Genomic DNA, 17,835 nt, shown 5'->3' with positions numbered 1-17,835 from the left:
CACTCGGCAATGGTTGCGGACGGAACCGGTTCGCGCCATGAAGGCGCCATGGCAAAATCCTTCAAGACCCCGGCCCTTCTCGCCGCGCTTCTCGTCACCGCTTCCACCCTTCCGGCCCATGCCCAGGTCCAGCCGGCCACCAACACGAAGCCGATGGCGGTGCCCATCGTGCACCAGGTGCCCGATCCCGAGGACAAGCCGTTTCCCGGCACGATCCGGCTCGACATCGACGCCACCGACGTGACGCGCGGAGCCTACCGCGTGACCGAGACGATCCCGGTTCCCCCCGGCGCGACGCGGCTGACGCTGCTCTATCCGCAATGGTTGCCCGGCAACCACGGCCCGCGCGGGCCGCTGTCCGAACTCGCCGACGTGCGCTTCACCGCCGGCGGCAAGGTGCTGACGTGGACGCGCGATCCGGTCGAGGTCTATGCCTTCCATGTCGACGTGCCGGCCGGCACGTCCGCGATCGAGGCGCGGATGGTCCACACCTCGCCCCTGCGCGATTCCGAAGGCCGCGTGACCATGACGCGCGAAATGCTGAACCTGCAGTGGGAGAAGATGTCGCTCTATCCCGCCGGGCACTATGTCCGCCAGATCCGGGTGCAGCCCACCGTCGCCGTGCCCGATGGCTGGACGGTGTTCACCGCGCTTGATGGCAAGAAGCAGACCGGCAACCGCGTGAGCTGGGACGTCACCGATTACGAGACGCTGGTCGATTCCCCGATCTTCGCCGGCCTTCATGCCCAGCGCTTCTTCCTCGGCAATTCGGTCTGGCTCGATGCCATTGCCGACAAGCCCGAGCTGCTGGCGATAAAGCCCGAAAACCTCGCCACCTACCGCGCGCTGGTGGACGAGGGGCTGGCGCTCTATGGCGCGAAGCATTTCGATCACTACGACCTGCTGCTGGCGCTGACCGACCGCATGGGCGGGATCGGGCTGGAGCACCACCGGTCGAGCGAAAACCAGTACGAGCCGCGCACCTGGATCGACTGGGCCGCGAACGACTGGGACCGCAACGTCATCCCGCACGAATTCTCGCACAGCTGGGACGGCAAGTTCCGCCGCCCGGCCAAGCTGTGGACGCCCGATTACCGCCAGCCAATGCAGGACAACCTGCTGTGGGTCTATGAAGGGCAGGACCAGTTCTGGGGCTATGTGCTGGCCGCGCGGTCGGGCGTGCAAACCAAGGATACCGTGCTGGGCATGCTGGCCAACAACGCCGGCCTGTTCACCCAGTATCCGGGCCGCGAATGGCGTTCGGTGGAGGACACCACGCACGATCCCGTCTTCGCCGCGCGCAAGCCCAAGCCGTTCAGTTCGCTGGCCCGCAACGAGGAGTACTACACCGAAGGCGCGCTGGTCTGGCTGGAAGCGGACCAGATCATCCGGCAGGGCACCGCCGGCAAGAAGGGGCTCGACGATTTCGCCAAGGCCTTCTTCGGCATCCGCGATGGCGATTGGGGCGTGGTGCCCTACGAGTTCGAGGACGTGGTTTCCACGCTCAACGGCGTGTTCCCCTATGACTGGGCCAGCTTCCTCAAGACCCGCATCCAGACGCCGGGCCAGCCCGCGCCGCTCGGCGGGATCGAGCGCGGCGGCTACAAGCTGGTGTGGAAGGCCGAACCGAACCCGTTCGACAAGGCCCGCGCCGCGGACAGCAAGGCGCTTTCGCTCTACCATTCGATCGGCGTGACGATCGACAAGGACGGCAAGGTCACGTCCTGCCGCTGGGACAGCGCCGCGTTCAAGGCCGGCGTGGTCAGCGGCGTGCAGATCGTCGCGGTCAATGGCCTGACCTACGATCAGGATACGCTGAAGCAGGCGATCACCGCCGCCAAGACCGACGCCGCCGGCGGCGCCAAGCCGCTGGACCTGACGATCCGGCGCGACGACCGCGTCACCACGGTGTCGATCGATTACCATGACGGGCTGCGCTGGCCCTGGCTGGAACGCGCCGCGCCGGGCACCGCGCCCACCGGGCTGGACATCCTGCTCTCGCCCAAGCGGACGACGCGCTAGCACCATGGTTTCGGGAACGGGAACACGGTGGGCGCTCGGCCAGCGGTTCGCTCCGGCGCGCTTCGTCCTGTTCCTGATCCTGAGCGTGGCGGGCTTCGCCGGCTGGCGCAATCTGTTCGGCGGGCACGGCATGGCCGATTCGCTGGCGATGGGCTTCGATTTCGGCGCCACCGCCTTCCTCGTCTCGCTGTGGCCGCTGCTGCGCGAATGCGATGCCGCCGCAATGCGCCGCCATTCGGAGGAAAACGACGCCAACAGGGTGGTGGTGCTGGCCATCACCACGGTGCTCACGCTGGTGGTGATGGCGGCGATCGCGGCCGAACTGCCCAGCGCCAGCGCGGGCAACCACATAGGGCTGGTCAAGCTGGTCGGCACGCTCGTGCTCACCTGGCTCTTCGCCAACATGGTCTATGCGCTGCACTACGCGCACCTCTACTACGTGCGCGGCGGCGATGACGGGAAGGACACCGGAGGCCTCGATTTTCCAGGCACGGACACGCCGGACTACTTCGATTTCGCCTATTTCGCCTTTACCCTGGGCATGACGTTCCAGACATCGGACACCGCGATCACCAGCCAGGCGATCCGGCGCATCGTCACGCTGCATTCGTTCGCCGCGTTCGTGTTCAACATCGGGGTGATCGCTTTCACCATCAACGCGCTGGGCGGCGGCCATTGAGCCGGCCGATCCGATCGATTTCCTGGCGATAAGTATTGTTGCGGCGCACAACGCGCGACGCTAGAGGCGGCTCCATCGTGTTCGAACCGGCCGCCGTTTCGGGGCCAAACCATAGGCAAACCATGCGCATCGACCTGATTCCGACTGGCGACAACCCGCCCGAGACTCTCAACGTCATCATCGAAGTGCCCACCGGCGGCGAACCCGTGAAGTACGAATTCGACAAGGCTTCCGGCGCACTGTTCGTCGATCGCATCCTGCACACGCCGATGCGCTATCCGGCGAACTACGGCTTCGTGCCGCACACGCTTTCGCCCGATGGCGATCCGCTGGATGCGCTGGTGATCTCGCGTTCGCCCTTCATCCCCGGCTGCGTCGTGCGCGCCCGGCCGATTGCGGTGCTGAACCTGGAAGACGAAGCCGGCGGCGACGAGAAGCTGGTCTGCGTGCCCGACGACAAGACTTTCCCCTACTACTCCGACGTCGCCGAGAAGGACGACCTGCCCGGCATCGTCATGGAGCAGATCGAGCACTTCTTCACCCACTACAAGGATCTGGAAAAGAAGAAGTGGGTGCGCATCGGCACCTGGGGCGGCGCCGACGACGCCAAGCGCATCACGATCGAGGCGATCGAGCGCGCCAAGGCTGCCAAGACCGCCAAGGTCGACTGACCCTTTGCGGACCGACCGGCCGCCTCACTCGGTGGGGCGGCTGGCGTCAAGCAGATCGCGGCCCTGCGCATTGCCCGCGCGCTCGCGATCGACCATCGTCGCGATATGATGCTCGGGCGCCACGCTCTCGGCGCCGGCGGCCTGGACCGGCGGCGCCTCGGCCTTTGGCGCCGCTTCGCCGGCATCCTGCTCCATGCGCACGTGATAGACCGTGTCCGGCAGCGCGAAGCCCTGCTCGCGCAGCGCGCGCCGCACCGCCTCGATCACCAGCGTCCGCGCCTTGCCGAAACCGGTCTGCGTCTGGTCCACCCAGCCGGTGAAGCGCAGGACCTGCGTCGCGCCGTCGATGCTGACCACTTCGGTTGACGGCTCCGGCGCCGGCAGCACGAAATCCTGCCCGCGCATCGCCTCCAGCGCCACCGCGCGCGCCGTCGCCGGATCGGCGGCCGGATCGATCCCCACCTCGAACGCAAAGCGCCGCGTCGGGTTCGTGGTGAAATTGACGATCACCGCCTTGAACACGGTGCTGTTGGGAATGCGCAGGTGGTTGCCATCCAGCGTCATCAGCACGGTGGCGCGGCTGGTCAGGCGCACCACGCGGCCTTCCCACGAATCGATCTTCACATGGTCGTTGGCGCGGAAAGGCTGGCGGATCGAGAGCATCAGCGACGAAATGTAGTTATCGATGGTGTCCTTGACCGCAAAGCCCACCGCGATGCCGAACACCCCCGCGCCGCCCAGCACCGCGCCAAGCAGCGCCGTGGCTCCCACGATGTCGAGCGCCAGCACGATCCCCGCCACCACGAACGTGAAGCGGATCGCGCTGGCGAGCAGTTCGGCCAGGAACGGATTGGGCGCGACGCGGTGCCACAGGTTCTTGCGGGCAGCGATCGCGTAACCGAGCATCCCGATCAGCACCGCCACCGCGATCGACACGCCGATCAGCGGCAGCGCTGCAACCAGCCCGGCGAACTTGCCGCGCGCGCCGCTCAGCGCCGGGTCGAGATTGCTGTCCACGGCCAGATTGCGGGTCACGCGGTTCTGCACGGTCACCACGCCGGCCACGCGCCCGGCGATCGCCTGCGCCTGCGCGATCGCGTTCTCGTCGGCCACCTGCCCGCTGAGCGTGACGACGCCGGAGGCCACGCGCACGTCGATCCCGTTGAGACTGCCGATCTCGGCGAAGATGCCGCGGATGCGCGCGGCGATCTGCGCGTCCGCATCGGCTGAAACGGTGGAGGCGATCGCGCCGCCGGATGCGGAGGACGACGTGCTGGCGGAGGGCGATGCGCTCTGCGCGGCAACCGGCCCGGCCGGCATCATCGACGCGGCCAGCAGCGACAGGATCAGGGCGGGCAGGCGAAGGTGTGAAACACTAGAAACGGCCATATGCGCCCAACAGCGCGCCGGTCGGGCAAAAGTTCCCCGCCGGCCCCGCCCCATGGCCCCGGTGGCCTCAATGCTGGCCTCAATCCCCGGCAATGCTGAGGCCGTCGATGCGCAGCGTCGGCACATCGATGCCGCGATGAATATCGAGATCGTCCGCCGCCACCAGCGCCGCGAACATGTCGATCAGGTTGCCGGCCACGGTGAATTCGGCCACCGCCCCGGCGATCTCGCCATTGACGATGCGGAAGCCCGAAGCGCCCCGGCTGTAGTCGCCGGTCACGCCATTCACCCCCTGCCCGAGCAGCTCGGTCACATAGACGCCGTCGGCGATGTCCGCCATCAGCGCCTGCGGCGTGACTGTGCCGGGCTGGAGCACCACATTGCTGGCCGTGACGTGCGGCGGCCCCGAAGCCCCGCGCGACGCATGGCCGGTCGGCTCCGCGCCAAGCTGACGGGCCGAGGCCGAATCCATCAGCCATCCGGTCAGCCGCCCGGCCTCCACCAGCGCGCGCGGCGCGGTCGGCAGGCCTTCGCCGTCGAACGGGCGCGAACGCAACCCGCGCGGCCGCAGCGGATCGTCGAGAATGGTGATGGCGGAGTCGAACAGCTGCGCGCCATCGCGATCCAGCAGAAAACTGGCGCGCCGCGCGATCGCCGCGCCCGATATCGCGCCCAGCAGATGCCCGACGAGTGATCCCCCGACGCGAGGATCGAACACCACCGGCATCGTTCCGCTCTTGAGCTTGCCGGGGTTGAGCCGCGCCACGGCGCGGTCTCCGGCGCGGCGGCCGATTTCGGCGGGGGGCAGCAGGTCGGCGGCATGGCGGCCGCTGCGCCAGCTGTAATCGCGCTGCATCGCGCCGCCTTCGCCGGCCACGACGGACGCCGACAACCCGTGGCTGGTCGCGGCATAGGCCCCGGAAAAGCCATGGCTGGTAGCAAGCGCGACCACGCCGCGCCCGGCGCTGGCGCCCGCGCCTTCGCTGTTGGTCACGCCCGCAACCGCGCGGGCGGCGTCTTCCGCTTCCTCGGCTGCGGCGCGCAAGTCCTGCGGCGAACGCTCGGCGGCGTCTTCCAGATCGAGGTCCGCGAACGGGCCTTTCGCCAGCCGGTCCCCCGGCGCGAGGCCCGCATACTTGTCCGCGGGCGCCGCCCGCGCCATCGCCACCGCGCGTGTCGCCAGTTCGTCGAGCGCGGCATCGCCGAGGTCGGTCGACCCGATCGAGGCGGAAGCGCCGCCGACAAACACGCGCAGGCCGATATGTTCGGACTCCGACCGCTCCACATCCTCCAGCGCGCCGAGCCGGACCTGCACCGATTCGCTGGCGTTGGCGAGATAGATCGCATCGCCCGCCTCCGCGCCGGCGCGCACGGCGCGTTCGATCAGCGCGTGGCAGCGCTCCTGGGCTACGGCGGGGGACAACATGGTTCGGCCTCTCGGATGGGGCGCGGAGGGGTGCCGCGCAAGCGATCAGGCCACGGCGTCTAGCCCGCCCGATTCACGACCGCAATCGCGGCCTTGCCGACCGGGCAAGGACGCTCTCTTCAGAACAGCGCGGCGATCAGCTTGAACAGGCCGGTCAACAGGAACGGCAGCCCGATAGCCAGCAGCCAGATCGAAACCTGATCCTTGCGGAACGCCACGCGCCGGTCCGGATCGGCGGCTGCGGCATCGCCGATATGCTCCCAGCGCCGTTCGAAGCGGCGGAACATAGGAATGATCGCCCCTACCAGCACCACCAGCGCCAGCATCGGCAATGCGGAAGCGCTGTCCCCCTCGATCGCCTGCATGGTCACGAAAATCTGCAGGCCGGTATAGACCAGCAACGCATAGGCGACCGTGTCGCTCATCCGCTTGCGCCAATCCAGTTGGCCCCGACTGCGCCCGACGGAGAAGGCCTTGCCCATACATCCTTCCTTCTAGGTCCGTTTCCGGGAATAGATCACGCAATCCTGCGTGTTTCAAGGCCAAACGGGCATTTATCGCGCAGGGCATACCGCCGGAAGCGGCGACCATGCACAAATCCTGCCAGTTATGCCGGAAGCTCCCCCAAGTTGCGCGCGAGGGGTTTGATCGCGCGCCAGACCCGGCTATGGCGGGTCAGCGACCGGAAACGGCAGAACCGTAAACAGTTCAGGCGGAACCGCATACAGATGACAGCCCTTGCCGACACCACGCCCGCGGACAGCGGGCATACGCCGGGATCGGCCCCAGGATCGAACGACACCTCGCCTCCCTTGCCGCAGGGCGGACTGGAAGTGGTGTCGATCGCCAAGAGCTACGACAAGCGCGCGGTCCTGACCGATATATCGCTGTCCGTTGGCAAGGGCGAAGTGCTGGGTCTGCTCGGGCCGAACGGCGCGGGCAAGACCACGTGCTTCTATTCGATCATGGGGCTGGTCCGCCCGGATTCGGGCCGCATCCTGCTGGATGGCGTGGATATCACCCGCCTGCCGATGTACCGCCGCGCGATCCTGGGCCTGGGCTATCTGCCGCAGGAAACCTCGATCTTCCGGGGCATGACGGTGGAACAGAACATCGCCACCGTGCTGGAACTGATCGAACCGGACAAGGCCACACGCATGGCCGAACTCGATCGCCTGCTGGACGAATTCGGCCTCACGCGGCTGCGCACCAGCCCGGCCATGGCGCTTTCGGGCGGTGAACGGCGCCGGTGCGAAATCGCCCGCGCGCTGGCCGCCAAGCCCTCGATCATCCTGCTCGACGAACCCTTCGCCGGGATCGATCCGCTGTCGATCAGCGACATCCGCCATCTGGTCAAGGACCTCAAGCGGCGCGGCATCGGCGTGCTCATCACCGACCACAATGTCCGCGAAACGCTCGACATCGTGGACCGCGCCTGCATCATCTATGGCGGGCAGGTGCTGTTCGCGGGCAGCCCCGAAGCGCTGGTGGCCGATCCCAACGTGCGCCGCCTCTATCTGGGCGAGGGCTTCACGCTCTGATGCGCGGGGCGGGGGAACACTGAACGATGGCGCTGGGTCCGCGCCTCGACATACGGCAAACCCAGTCGCTGGTGATGACGCCGCAGCTCCAGCAGGCGATCAAGCTGCTGGCGCTGTCCAATCTCGAAGTGGAAACCTTCATCGGCGAGGCGCTGGACGCCAACCCCCTGCTCGAGATCGGCGAAGCGGCCGCGCCGCCCGATCCCTTGGACGGTCTGCCCGAGGAAGCCCGGCGTACCCAGCTTGAAACCTCCCCGGTCGACCAGCTCGTCAGCGAGGGCCGGGTGGAAGAGGATCGCCCGCTGGACATCGACGTCACCGCGCTCGATCGGGACCGCGATACCGGCGATCTCCCGGATTACGGCTCGGGAAGCGGGGCGGCCGGCGCGGCGGCGGGCGGCGAAGGCCCCGGCATCGACGAACGCGGCGATTTCGACGAGACGCTGGCGCAGCACCTCCATGCCCAGATCGGCGCGGCGACGTCCGACGCGCAGCTCCTGTTCGTCGCGCGCTGGCTGATCGACCAGATCGACGAGGCCGGCTACCTCACCATCACCCTGGCCGAAGCCGCCGCCGACCTCGGCGTGCCCCCCGCCACGGCGGAAGCGGCGCTGGCGCTGGTGCAATCGCTCGATCCCACGGGCGTCGGCGCGCGGTCGCTGGCCGAATGCCTGGCGCTGCAGGCGCGCGAGGCCGATCGCTACGATCCCTGCATGGCGCGGCTGATCGACAACCTCGACCTTGTCGCGCGCGGGGAGTTTTCCCGGATCAAGCGCATGTGCGGCGTGGACGACGAGGACTTCGCCGACATGCTGGCCGAGCTGCGCGGCTATGATCCCAAGCCCGGCCTGCGCTTCGGCGGCGGCGGTGCGGAAGCCGTGGTGCCGGACATCCTGATCCGCGCGGTGCCACGCAAGGACGGCTCGGTCGATTGGGACATCGCGCTCAACCAGGCCACGCTGCCGCGGCTGATCGTCAACCGCAGCTATTACGTGGAAATGCGCGGCGCCTGCGTCAGCAAGGAAGCGCGCGGCTGGCTGGGGGAAAAGCTGGCCGACGCCAACTGGCTGCTGAAAGCGCTGGACCAGCGGCAGAAGACGATCCTGAAAGTGGCGGCCGAGATCGTGAAGCAGCAGGACGGGTTTTTCCGCCACGGCGTCTCGCACCTGCGCCCGCTGACGCTGCGCGCGGTGGCGGAAGCCATCGCGATGCACGAATCGACCGTCAGCCGCGTGACCTCGAACAAGTACCTGCACTGCGATCGCGGCACGTTCGAGCTGAAGTACTTCTTCACTTCGGGCGTGGCGTCGGCCGACGGCGAAGGCGCGGTATCAGCCGAGGCGGTGAAGGCGGCGATCCGGCAACTGATCGACGCCGAGGATCCCAAGGCGATCCTGTCCGACGATGCGCTGGTCGATCTGCTGAAGCAGCGTGGCTTCGATCTCGCCCGCCGCACGGTCGCCAAGTATCGCGAGGCGATCGGGCTGGGCAGTTCGGTGCAGCGCCGCCGTCAGAAGGCGCTCGCCGGGGTGCGCTGAGCGGCTATTCCGCCGCTGCCATCCCCGCTCCCGCCAATCCGGCGTCGGGGCGCTCGGCCAGCATGTGCTGGATCATCTGCTGGAGATCGGCGTCATAGCGCGCCAGCACCAGCCGGTCCTCGGCCGTATCCCAGTGCGTCACCAGTTCGCGCCCGTTCCACCAGTGCAGCGCATAGGCCGGCGGATCGGCGACGATCAGGTTGCGCTGGTCGGGCACGTCGGGATCGATCGGCCGCAAGTCGAGCGCGACCTGCGGCGCGGTGGACGGGCAGGTGGCCACGATCACATGCTCCCACCGCGTCGCGCTGGCGCGATGGATGTGGCCACAGACCAGCCCTGTCACGTTGTCGCGCCCGCGCAGGCAGGTCGCCAGCCGCTCCACCCAGGGTTCGGCGGCGTCGGTGTTCATCCACGGAATGCCGGCCTCGATCGGGGGATGGTGCTGGACGATCAACGTGGGCTTGACCGTGTCCTCGTCCAGCCGCGCGGCAAGCCATGCCGCGCGCTCTTCGCAGAACGCGCCGCCGTGCCGCCCTTCTTCCAGCGTATCGAGCACGATCAGCCGCAGCGCCGGGCTGTCGATCACGTATTGCAGGTAATCCCCGGCAAACGGCGCTTGGGGAAAGACCTCGCGAAACGTCGCGCGTTCGTCATGGTTGCCCAGCGCGAAGTGGACGGGAAACGGCAGCCCGGACAACGCCTCGCGCAGCCGTTCGTAGCTTTCCCGGTCGCCACGATCGACCAGATCCCCGGTGGCCAGCAGCAGATCGGGCCGCGGGTCCATTTCCAGCAAGGCCTGGACCGTGCGGTCCAGCCGCAGCCGGTTGAATTCGTCCGGCGTGTCCGGCTCGAACCCCAGGTGAATGTCCGTGATCTGTGCGATCAGCATCGCCCCGCGCCCCCCCAAGCCCGCTTACTTCAGGGATGCCGGCCCCCACTGCCGGGGCCGGTCGGCCACGGCGGTGTGAATCGGATCCTGCTGACGCTTCCTGTCCCGTCGGCCCTTCGGCTGCCACGGAGCCCCGCTATCCATGTGATAGGAATGGCACATCGCGCAGCCGGAATCGACCGGGTCCTTGACCTTGACCGAGGCCAGGTGCGTTCCCCCCTCGCCCACATGGCAGCTGCGGCAGCCGCCCGGGCCGTCCATGCCGGGAACGAGCAGGTCCGAAGCGTCGTTCGATTGCGGTGCGCGGGTGTGGCACGCGACGCAATCGGTCTTGCGGTGATCCTTGTGATCGAACCAGCCGGTGTTGTAGTAGCGCCCGTTCTGGGCCACCGGCTGGATCGCGAAGCCGTCGGTGGCCGCCGTGCCACCGCGCGTCACGGTATGGCAGTCAAAGCACATGCCGCCCTTGGAGAAGACCTGCGCGATCGCCTGGTCGGCGCGGGTGGGATAGAACCGCACCGCGCGGGCATAGTCCGCCGCGCTGGCGCGCAGCGCCGCATCGCCGGGCACCCGCCGGGCAAGGCCCGAAAGGTTCGCCGGCCGCGCGGGCGCGGTGCCGCGATAGAACGCGCGCAGGTCCGCCACCACCATCGCCGGTTCGCCATGGCGCAGCGACCGGAACGTGCCGCCCACTTCGTCGAAGTTCAGCGAATGGCAGCTCTGGCAGGCTTCTTCCATCACCACCGGCTTGAACCGCGCGCCGCCCGAATCGGTCTTGTGGCAATCCTGGCAGCCCAGCGCCTCGCCGCTAGCGAAGCGGCCGGGGCGGCGGCGCACCATCTGCGCCACGCCGTTGACCTTCGACAGATGCTGGGCGTGCGTGAACTTGAGACCGTTCGGCTCGCGCAGGGCCGGGCTCCACACCGCGCGCTGCAGCAGCGGCTTCGCACCGTTCATGCCGACGATCACCGTCGGCCTGAACTGCGGGTGCGCCGTTCCGAAATCGGCGGCATCGGCGATCTTCGTGTCGGTCAAGCGCGTCTTCAGCCCATCATGGCAGTCGGTACAGAACTGCTGCCGGGTGGCCGGCATAGCACCGGCCCCCTCGTGTTCGGTGTGACAATCCACACAACGGCCGGCGGGACGGTTGAAAGCGGTCGCCACCGCGCGCTGGAAGGCGGCGAAGCCGTGCGGTTCGCCGCGCGCGCGCACCAGCCGCGCCGCGTCGGGGATATGCTGGTGCGCATCCTGCGTGTGGCAGGTGAGGCAGGCATTGTCGCGCACCGCCACGAACGCCTTGACGTGGCAGGCCTGGCAATCGTTCTCGAGATTCTTGTGCGCCAGGCTGAGATGGCCGGAAGACCAGGCCTTGTCGGCGTGGAAGCCCGCGGGGCGGCGATCGTCCTTGTGCAGCGCCAGCGGCTTGTACGTGGCATAGCTCCAGATCGGAAAGGCCAGGAACGCCACCAGGATCAGGATGGCAAAGCTCCAGGCCGACATCCGCTTGCCCGGCAGCAGACCTTTCAGCGTGTAGGCACTGCCGAGATCGACATCCTCGGCCGATTCCGAAACCGCTTCCACCCGCCGCACCGAAAAGACCGGTAATCCGGTGTCCGCGTCGCGCGAAAGCTGGATGCGATGGCCGCCGAAGCCCAGTTCGGCGCCGGTGGCGATGTCCAGTTCCCGCCGGTTGACGCTGCGGCCGTTGACGTCGAACGGCTGGTCGCCAATCGATTCGATCAGCAGCCGCTGGTCATCGATCCGCGTGACCCGGGCATGGCGCGGATCGACGGCGAGGTCCGGCAAGTGGATGCCGCAGGCCGCGTCGCGGCCGATGGTCAGTTCATCGCCGTCCACGCGGGAGCCGCGAACGATCTCCTCGCCGCTGGACTTGAGCGCGATCTGGCGGATCAGGAAGCTCATGGAGGCGCTCACCAGTAGAAGAAGACGCTGACGATATGCGCGGAAAGCGCGGCGAGCAGCGCGAAGGTGACGGGAACGTGGACGTAGAGCCAGGCCTGCAGCCAGGTCTTGAGGCGCAAGTGCTTGCGCAGCCGCCCCAGCATGGCCTCCTTGCGCGTAAGCAGCGCGTCCACCTTGTCCAGCGGATCATCGGCGGTACGTGCGCGGTAGGCCCGCATCCGGCGCAGTTCCGCTGCCGCCGCGCGCGTGGCGTCGCGCGCGTAGCGACCGGTCACGCGGTTCCAGAAGGAGCCCGCGAAGGGGTTCTCCTCCAGGCTGCTGTTGACCAGCGCCGCCGCCTGCGGATCGAGCGGCTGCGCCGCATCGTGAATCTGCCGGTCGAGCGACCGCAGCGCTTCCACCATCTGCTTCTCGGTGATCGCGCCTTCCTCGTCATAGCGGTTGTCCGACAGCGCGCTGGGCAGCGTGGCATAGACCCAGATGCCGAACAGGCCGGACAGGATCACCAGCATCATCAGCGCCCACGCCAGCGTGTGCACGTTCCAGCCGAAGTGGAAGCCCGAATGCAGCGTGCCCACCACGATCAGGCACAGCCCGAGATAGACATGCGCCGAGGTCCACGCGCGCAGCGACCAGCGGCCCGGCGTGATCGCGCGCTTGCGCACGCCCAGCAGCGTCAGCCACAGGATCAGCAGCGCGCCCAGCGTGCCGAGCGTGTAGCCCAGCCAGCTCGATCCGAAATGCTGCCCCGGCAGCGGCACGAAGACATAGAGCGCGATCAGCACCACCGCGAGCAGCGCGGATATCTTGAGCCACCGTCCGTTGCGATAACGCAGGAAGCCTTCGTGCGTGCTGGTCCGGTCGCGGCTGGTGCGCGGACGGCGAACCTTGCCGGCCTTTTCCGGCCCCTGGGCAACGCTTGCCATGGTCAGGCCTCCTCGTTCTCGAGCCGGGCGACGGTCAGGAACTCGTCGGGCGAGACGCGGATCGCCGCGCCGGTGGGGCAGGCCCGCACGCAGCTGGGGCCGCCGTCGATCCCGGCGCACATGTCGCACTTGATCGCCTTCTTGCGGTCGAGCAGTTCGTCCACCGCCGGATCGCCTGTGTACTTGGTGTGCTTCTTCGACCACTTGTACGATGGCTCGCCCGGCCCGGGGCCGCTGCCGAAGAACAGCCACGACCACAGCGAAGGCTTCTTCGGCGGCACCTTCTCCATGCGGATCACCCCATAGGGGCAATTGCGCTGGCAGTTGCCGCAACCGATGCAGGTATCGTTGATCGAGACTTCGCCGTCCGGCCCGCGCTGAATCGCGTTGGGCGGGCAATCGGCCATGCAGTGCGGGTGCTCGCAGTGGCGGCAGCTGGTCGGCACGTGCAGGTGGGCAAAGCTGCGCCCCGCCTCGCGGTCCAGCCGCGACAGGCCGTCGTGGCTGTCCGCGCAGGCCTTCTCGCAGTTGTCGCAGCCCACGCACAGCGTCTCGTCGATCAGCAGCACGTCGGTCGCCTCGCCCAGCCCCTGGCTGACGAGGAACTTGGCCTGCTCCGAATAGAGGTCGACCACGCCCGAGAAGCTGTCCTTGCGCGATTCGATGAAGGCGTTGGTCTTGCGGCGGCCTTCCATGTCCTTGCGCGCGCGCTCCAGCAGCGTCGGCTTCGCCGCCAGCACGCGGGCGAAGGCATCGCCATCGATGCGGATCACTTCGGACTTGATCGCCGCGCGCACCGTCGCGGTGCGCTGGCCGCCATCGATCAGCGCCATCTCGCCGACGTAGGAGCCGGCCGGAAGGTAGGACAGGAACACCGGCTTGCCGCCGACTTCCTTCTCCACGATCATCGATCCCACGCGGATGACGAAGACATCGCGATCCTCGTCGCCCTCGCTGATGATCGGCTTGCCCGCCGGCACCTGTTCGATCCGCGCGGTTTCCACCACTTCGCGGATATCGTCGGGCGTCAGCCCCGATCCGAACATCTGCAGGATCTGCCGCTCGGTGGAAATGCGCTCGATCGCGCGCCGGGCCGTCGGCACCTGGCTTTGCAGCTTGAGAGCGGCGTTGCGGCTGATCTCGACGCAGATCGTATCCTCCGCCGCCACGATCGTCGCGCCGCGCCGACGGCCGGAAATGAGGCCTACCTCGCCGAAGATCGTGCCTGCGGGAATGGGCACGACCCGCGAGGGATCGTTCGGATCGATGCGGACGTGGACCGATCCCGAAGCGATCGCGAACAGCGAGGACCCCGGATCGTTCTTCTCGAAGATCACCTCGCCCTTGCGATAGGCGCGGGCATCGGAATCGAGCATGAATTCGCGCAGCTGCAGCGTGGTCATGCCTTCGAGGATGGTGATCCGCGTGCGCAGGAACTCCAACCATTCGGTGACCGACCGGTTGCCCGGCAGATCGCGGAACCGCGCTTCCAGCAGCGGTTCGTCCGCCGGCTTCAGCGTGGTGTTGCCGTTGATGAACTCGATGACGTCATAGCCCTGGTTCATGCAGTGCTTGATCAGCGGATAGCCCGCCAGCGCGCCGATCACGAAGATGCCGGGCGCGGTCGATTCGAACTGCGGCGAAAGCGTTGGGAAGGCCAGCCGGTCGGCGCTGGCGAACGCGATGCCGCAGCCTTCGACGAAGGCGCGCGGCGGCGCCGAACCGATGCGCGCGATGATCCGGTCGCAGCGGATCTTTTCCTCGCCATCGCGCGTGGACAGGGTGATCCAGCCCGGTTCGACCGCCTTGGTCTCGGTTTCGTAGCGGATCGTCAGCCGGCCTGCCGCGTCGTCCTCGACCAGCGCCTTGGCGTTCGGCTCCTTGGCGGTGGGGAAGCTTTCGCGCACGTTGGTCGATTTGGGCGCGCGGTTGAGCACGGTGACGACATTGCCCTGCGCCGCATCCTCGACCAGGCCGCGCGCGTTCTCGATCCCCGCGTCGCCCGTGCCGATCACCACGACGTGCTCGTCGAGAATCGCGTAAGGGTCGTCGAGCTGGTAGGTCACGTGCGGCAGGTCCGCGCCGGGGCAGCGCAGCAGGTTGGGATTGCCCTGCGTGCCGATCGCCAGCACCACGTTTTCGGCCAGCACCGTCTCGCCGCTGGTCAGCTCGATCGCATAGGGCGGGGCATGGCGTTGCAGCTCGGCGGTGGTCGTGGACCCGTCCCGCGCGCGGGAGACGATCTGCTGCACCGAGCCGGGGATCGCTTCGCCCGTGCCGCGAATCGCCTTAACATCGGCGTTGTATTTCACGTTCACGCCCAGCTCGGCGGTGCGGCGGTTCCACTTGTCGAGGATGTCCTCCTTCTTGCCGGCGTCGAACTCCTGGTCGGACCGCAGGATCAGCTGCGATGGCGTGGCCATCACGTGCTTGCCCTTCTGGTATTTGTAGATCGTGTCGGAGAGATGGCCCGATTTTTCGAGCAGCACATGGCTCAGCCCGAGCTGTGCCGCACGGCTGGCTGCGCTCATGCCCGCCGGGCCGGAGCCGATGATCGCAACTTTGTAGACTTCGCTCACCGGTGTGCGTCCCCCGCAACACGAAAGCGGACCTCTGCGGGTTCCTGCTTTCCATCAACCGATTTGCGACCCCAATTCGCGCGGACATTAGCGGATGAACCGGGCTTTGCCACCCGCAAATTCGCGGTGCCGCATACAAGGGGGGCGGACCGGGGTGGAGTGGGTTTGGGCAAGGACGCGCCGGCCGCTTCCGGGCCGCCATAGCAAGGGCCGCCGCGCATCGCCTTGCAACATGGTGCGCGAGCGCGATATGCGGTTGCAGCGCAAGAACGCCGCAAGGAGATTTCGATGACCGAGGCCGAGCAGTCTCCTTCCGCAAGTCCCGCCCTCGAAAGCCCGGCTCCGCAGGCCGCGGGCGGGGCGGGCTGGTTGGGCAAGGTGCTGCTGGCGGGCGCTGCGGTCATGGCCATCGCCGCGGCGGGCGTCGCCATCTATCGCGGGCAGAAGCAGGAAGCCGCGGTAGTCGCGCCGGCGACGGCCGATGCCAGCCAGGCGCCTTCGGTCGACGATGTGATCGCCAAGCTGGAGGCCAAGCTGAAGGCCGATCCGGAAAACGCCGAAGGCTGGCGCATGCTGGGCTGGTCCTATTTCCAGACCGAACGCTATGCCGAAGCCGCGACCGCGCTGAAGAAGGCGACCCGGCTCGATCCCGATCACGCCGAAACCTTCTCGTTCCTGGGCGAGGCGCTGGTGCTGGCGAGCGACAGCGAGGGGCGGATACCCCCCGATGCGCAGGCCGCGTTCGACCGCGCGCTGCAACTCGATCCCAAGGATGCACGCGCACGGTATTTCAAGGCGGTGGCGATGGACCTTTCGGGCCAGCACCGCCGCGCGATCGACATGTGGTTCGACCTGCTGGCGGACACCCCGTCCGACGCGCCCTATGCCGACGATATCCGCGACGTGATCCGCAACGTGGGTCAGAAGTACAAGATCGACGTGGACAAGAGGCTGGCCGAAGCGCGCTTCGCGGCGCCGGCCGCCGGCATGGTTACCGATGGTGCGCAAAAGGCGGCCTCCGGCATTCCCGGCCCGACGGGCGATGAAATGAAAGCCGCCGCCGGTCTGCCCAAGGGCCAGCAGGAGGCGATGGTGCGCGGCATGGTCGACGGGCTGGAGGCAAAGCTCGCCCAGAACCCCGGCAATCCCGATGGGTGGATCATGCTGATGCGCAGCCGCATGCAGCTGGGCGAGCCGGGCAAGGCCGGCAAGGCGCTGCAGGACGGCCTGGCCGCGTTCCGCAACGATCAGGCGGCCAGCCGCCGGCTGCGCGAGGCCGCCGCCACTCTGGCCGTTCCCGGCGCCTGACCGCCGCCGGCGGTTTCCGCCGTCCGGCCCCATCGTTTCCAGCGCCTGTTGAAAACCCGCGCGACTCGCCGCGATTGCGGCATTTACGCGAAATTAACCTTTAATGTTCATTGGTCCTATGGTTAATGTCGGACAAGAGCGTTTGACGAGGGATTAACGCTGCCATCCTGTTATGGCGAGAAGGGGCGGTTGTATGCGTGTGCTGCTGATCGAGGACGAGCCGACCACGGCCAAGGCCATCGAGCTGATGCTTTCGGCCGAAGGTTTCAACGTCTATTCAACCGATCTCGGGGAAGAAGGCCTCGATCTCGGCAAGCTCTATGATTACGATATCATCCTTCTGGACCTCAACCTGCCGGACATGCACGGTTACGATGTCCTGAAGAAGCTGCGCGTCGCCAAGGTGCAGACGCCGGTTCTCATTCTCTCCGGCATTTCGGAAATGGATTCGAAGGTGCGCAGCTTCGGCTTCGGCGCCGACGACTACGTGACCAAGCCCTTCCACCGCGAGGAACTGATCGCCCGCATCCATGCGGTCGTGCGCCGTTCCAAGGGCCATTCGCAATCGGTCATCCGCACCGGCAAGCTTTCGGTCAACCTCGATGCCAAGACGGTCGAGGTCGATAACGCGCGCGTGCATCTGACCGGCAAGGAATACGCGATGCTCGAGCTGCTTTCGCTGCGCAAGGGCACCACGCTGACCAAGGAAATGTTCCTGAACCACCTTTACGGCGGGATGGACGAGCCGGAACTCAAGATCATCGACGTGTTCATCTGCAAGCTGCGCAAGAAGCTGGCGCACGCCTGCGGTGGCGACAACTACATCGAAACCGTCTGGGGCCGCGGCTATGTGCTGCGCGATCCGGACGACAAGCTGGACGTCGAGGCCGCCTGATTTCCCGCCCTCATTTCCCGCAGCGTCTGTTCCTGACGAAAGCGGTCCG

Annotated in this window: 14 protein-coding genes; 7 read left to right on the top strand and 7 right to left on the bottom strand. The window is 67.4% G+C overall.

The features are described 5' to 3' along the window. Positions 1-48 precede the first annotated feature (48 nt). The 3 genes from NMD1_RS07845 to ppa all read left to right on the top strand — a co-directional run bounded on the left by NMD1_RS07845 (position 49) and on the right by ppa (position 3,372). Positions 49-2,022 carry a M61 family metallopeptidase gene (locus tag NMD1_RS07845; protein ID WP_199558085.1) on the top strand — a complete coding sequence of 658 codons (1,974 nt, stop codon included), beginning with the start codon at positions 49-51 and terminating at the stop codon, positions 2,020-2,022. A gap of 4 nt (positions 2,023-2,026) precedes the next feature. Further along, positions 2,027-2,701, top strand: a complete 675-nt coding sequence (locus NMD1_RS07840) for a DUF1345 domain-containing protein (RefSeq protein WP_124810108.1) — start codon at positions 2,027-2,029, stop codon at positions 2,699-2,701. Between the two features lie 122 nt (positions 2,702-2,823). Next, positions 2,824-3,372 carry an inorganic diphosphatase gene (gene ppa, locus NMD1_RS07835; protein WP_124810107.1) on the top strand — a complete coding sequence of 183 codons (549 nt, stop codon included), beginning with the start codon at positions 2,824-2,826 and terminating at the stop codon, positions 3,370-3,372. Positions 3,373-3,396: 24 nt separating this feature from the next. On the opposite strand, the gene NMD1_RS07830 is transcribed toward ppa, so the two are convergent. The 3 genes from NMD1_RS07830 to NMD1_RS07820 form a co-directional block, all read right to left on the bottom strand. Next, the gene (locus NMD1_RS07830) at positions 3,397-4,761 is read right to left on the bottom strand and encodes a mechanosensitive ion channel family protein (RefSeq protein WP_233497433.1); all 1,365 of its coding nucleotides are present in this window, start codon (positions 4,759-4,761) and stop codon (positions 3,397-3,399) included. A 79-nt stretch (positions 4,762-4,840) separates the two neighbouring features. Then, the gene (locus NMD1_RS07825; protein ID WP_125954314.1) at positions 4,841-6,187 is read right to left on the bottom strand and encodes a TldD/PmbA family protein; all 1,347 of its coding nucleotides are present in this window, start codon (positions 6,185-6,187) and stop codon (positions 4,841-4,843) included. 119 nt (positions 6,188-6,306) lie between these two features. Further along, the gene (locus NMD1_RS07820; protein WP_233497431.1) at positions 6,307-6,612 is read right to left on the bottom strand and encodes a hypothetical protein; all 306 of its coding nucleotides are present in this window, start codon (positions 6,610-6,612) and stop codon (positions 6,307-6,309) included. Positions 6,613-6,915: 303 nt separating this feature from the next. Between NMD1_RS07820 and lptB the strand changes: the two genes are divergently transcribed. Next, a complete protein-coding gene (gene lptB, locus NMD1_RS07815) occupies positions 6,916-7,728 on the top strand; it encodes an LPS export ABC transporter ATP-binding protein (RefSeq protein WP_124810103.1) in 813 nt (270 codons plus the stop codon). A gap of 26 nt (positions 7,729-7,754) precedes the next feature. Continuing rightward, positions 7,755-9,266, top strand: a complete 1,512-nt coding sequence (gene rpoN, locus NMD1_RS07810; protein ID WP_124810102.1) for an RNA polymerase factor sigma-54 — start codon at positions 7,755-7,757, stop codon at positions 9,264-9,266. Between the two features lie 4 nt (positions 9,267-9,270). Here the strand turns inward: rpoN and NMD1_RS07805 are convergent, their stop codons facing one another. Genes NMD1_RS07805 through NMD1_RS07790 form a run of 4 tightly spaced genes read right to left on the bottom strand, consistent with a single transcriptional unit; the run spans position 9,271 to position 15,583 of the window. Then, positions 9,271-10,155, bottom strand: coding sequence for a phosphodiesterase (locus NMD1_RS07805; protein WP_124810101.1), 885 nt, complete (start codon positions 10,153-10,155; stop codon positions 9,271-9,273). Between the two features lie 24 nt (positions 10,156-10,179). Then, the gene (locus NMD1_RS07800; protein ID WP_125954313.1) at positions 10,180-12,078 is read right to left on the bottom strand and encodes a cytochrome c3 family protein; all 1,899 of its coding nucleotides are present in this window, start codon (positions 12,076-12,078) and stop codon (positions 10,180-10,182) included. Between the two features lie 8 nt (positions 12,079-12,086). Further along, the gene (locus tag NMD1_RS07795) at positions 12,087-13,004 is read right to left on the bottom strand and encodes a hypothetical protein (RefSeq protein ID WP_125954312.1); all 918 of its coding nucleotides are present in this window, start codon (positions 13,002-13,004) and stop codon (positions 12,087-12,089) included. A 2-nt stretch (positions 13,005-13,006) separates the two neighbouring features. Beyond that, on the bottom strand, positions 13,007-15,583 hold the full coding sequence (locus NMD1_RS07790; RefSeq protein ID WP_125954311.1) for a cyclic nucleotide-binding domain-containing protein: 2,577 nt from the start codon (positions 15,581-15,583) through the stop codon (positions 13,007-13,009). 288 nt (positions 15,584-15,871) lie between these two features. On the opposite strand from NMD1_RS07790, the gene NMD1_RS07785 reads away from it, so the two are divergent. Together NMD1_RS07785 and ctrA are read left to right on the top strand one after the other, a co-directional pair. Next, positions 15,872-16,891: a tetratricopeptide repeat protein gene (locus NMD1_RS07785; RefSeq protein WP_223806702.1), complete on the top strand. Its 1,020-nt coding sequence runs from the start codon at positions 15,872-15,874 to the stop codon at positions 16,889-16,891. Positions 16,892-17,084: 193 nt separating this feature from the next. Next, entirely contained in the window at positions 17,085-17,786 is a 702-nt protein-coding gene (gene ctrA / locus NMD1_RS07780) for a response regulator transcription factor CtrA (protein WP_124810097.1), read from the top strand. The last annotated feature ends 49 nt before the right edge of the window (positions 17,787-17,835 follow it).

This window comes from Novosphingobium sp. MD-1 (genome assembly GCF_001014975.1).
Taxonomy (GTDB): Bacteria; Pseudomonadota; Alphaproteobacteria; order Sphingomonadales; family Sphingomonadaceae; genus Novosphingobium.
This window is presented reverse-complemented; position numbering and strand designations above follow the sequence as displayed.

Coding starts and splice junctions, on each gene's coding strand:
- NMD1_RS07845 (WP_199558085.1), top strand. CDS start 49: ATGGCAAAATCCTTCAAGACCCCGGCCCTTCTCGCCGCGCTTCTCGTC.
- NMD1_RS07840 (WP_124810108.1), top strand. CDS start 2,027: ATGGTTTCGGGAACGGGAACACGGTGGGCGCTCGGCCAGCGGTTCGCT.
- ppa (WP_124810107.1), top strand. CDS start 2,824: ATGCGCATCGACCTGATTCCGACTGGCGACAACCCGCCCGAGACTCTC.
- NMD1_RS07830 (WP_233497433.1), bottom strand. CDS start 4,761: ATGGCCGTTTCTAGTGTTTCACACCTTCGCCTGCCCGCCCTGATCCTG.
- NMD1_RS07825 (WP_125954314.1), bottom strand. CDS start 6,187: ATGTTGTCCCCCGCCGTAGCCCAGGAGCGCTGCCACGCGCTGATCGAA.
- NMD1_RS07820 (WP_233497431.1), bottom strand. CDS start 6,612: ATGAGCGACACGGTCGCCTATGCGTTGCTGGTCTATACCGGCCTGCAG.
- lptB (WP_124810103.1), top strand. CDS start 6,916: ATGACAGCCCTTGCCGACACCACGCCCGCGGACAGCGGGCATACGCCG.
- rpoN (WP_124810102.1), top strand. CDS start 7,755: ATGGCGCTGGGTCCGCGCCTCGACATACGGCAAACCCAGTCGCTGGTG.
- NMD1_RS07805 (WP_124810101.1), bottom strand. CDS start 10,155: ATGCTGATCGCACAGATCACGGACATTCACCTGGGGTTCGAGCCGGAC.
- NMD1_RS07800 (WP_125954313.1), bottom strand. CDS start 12,078: ATGAGCTTCCTGATCCGCCAGATCGCGCTCAAGTCCAGCGGCGAGGAG.
- NMD1_RS07795 (WP_125954312.1), bottom strand. CDS start 13,004: ATGGCAAGCGTTGCCCAGGGGCCGGAAAAGGCCGGCAAGGTTCGCCGT.
- NMD1_RS07785 (WP_223806702.1), top strand. CDS start 15,872: ATGACCGAGGCCGAGCAGTCTCCTTCCGCAAGTCCCGCCCTCGAAAGC.
- ctrA (WP_124810097.1), top strand. CDS start 17,085: ATGCGTGTGCTGCTGATCGAGGACGAGCCGACCACGGCCAAGGCCATC.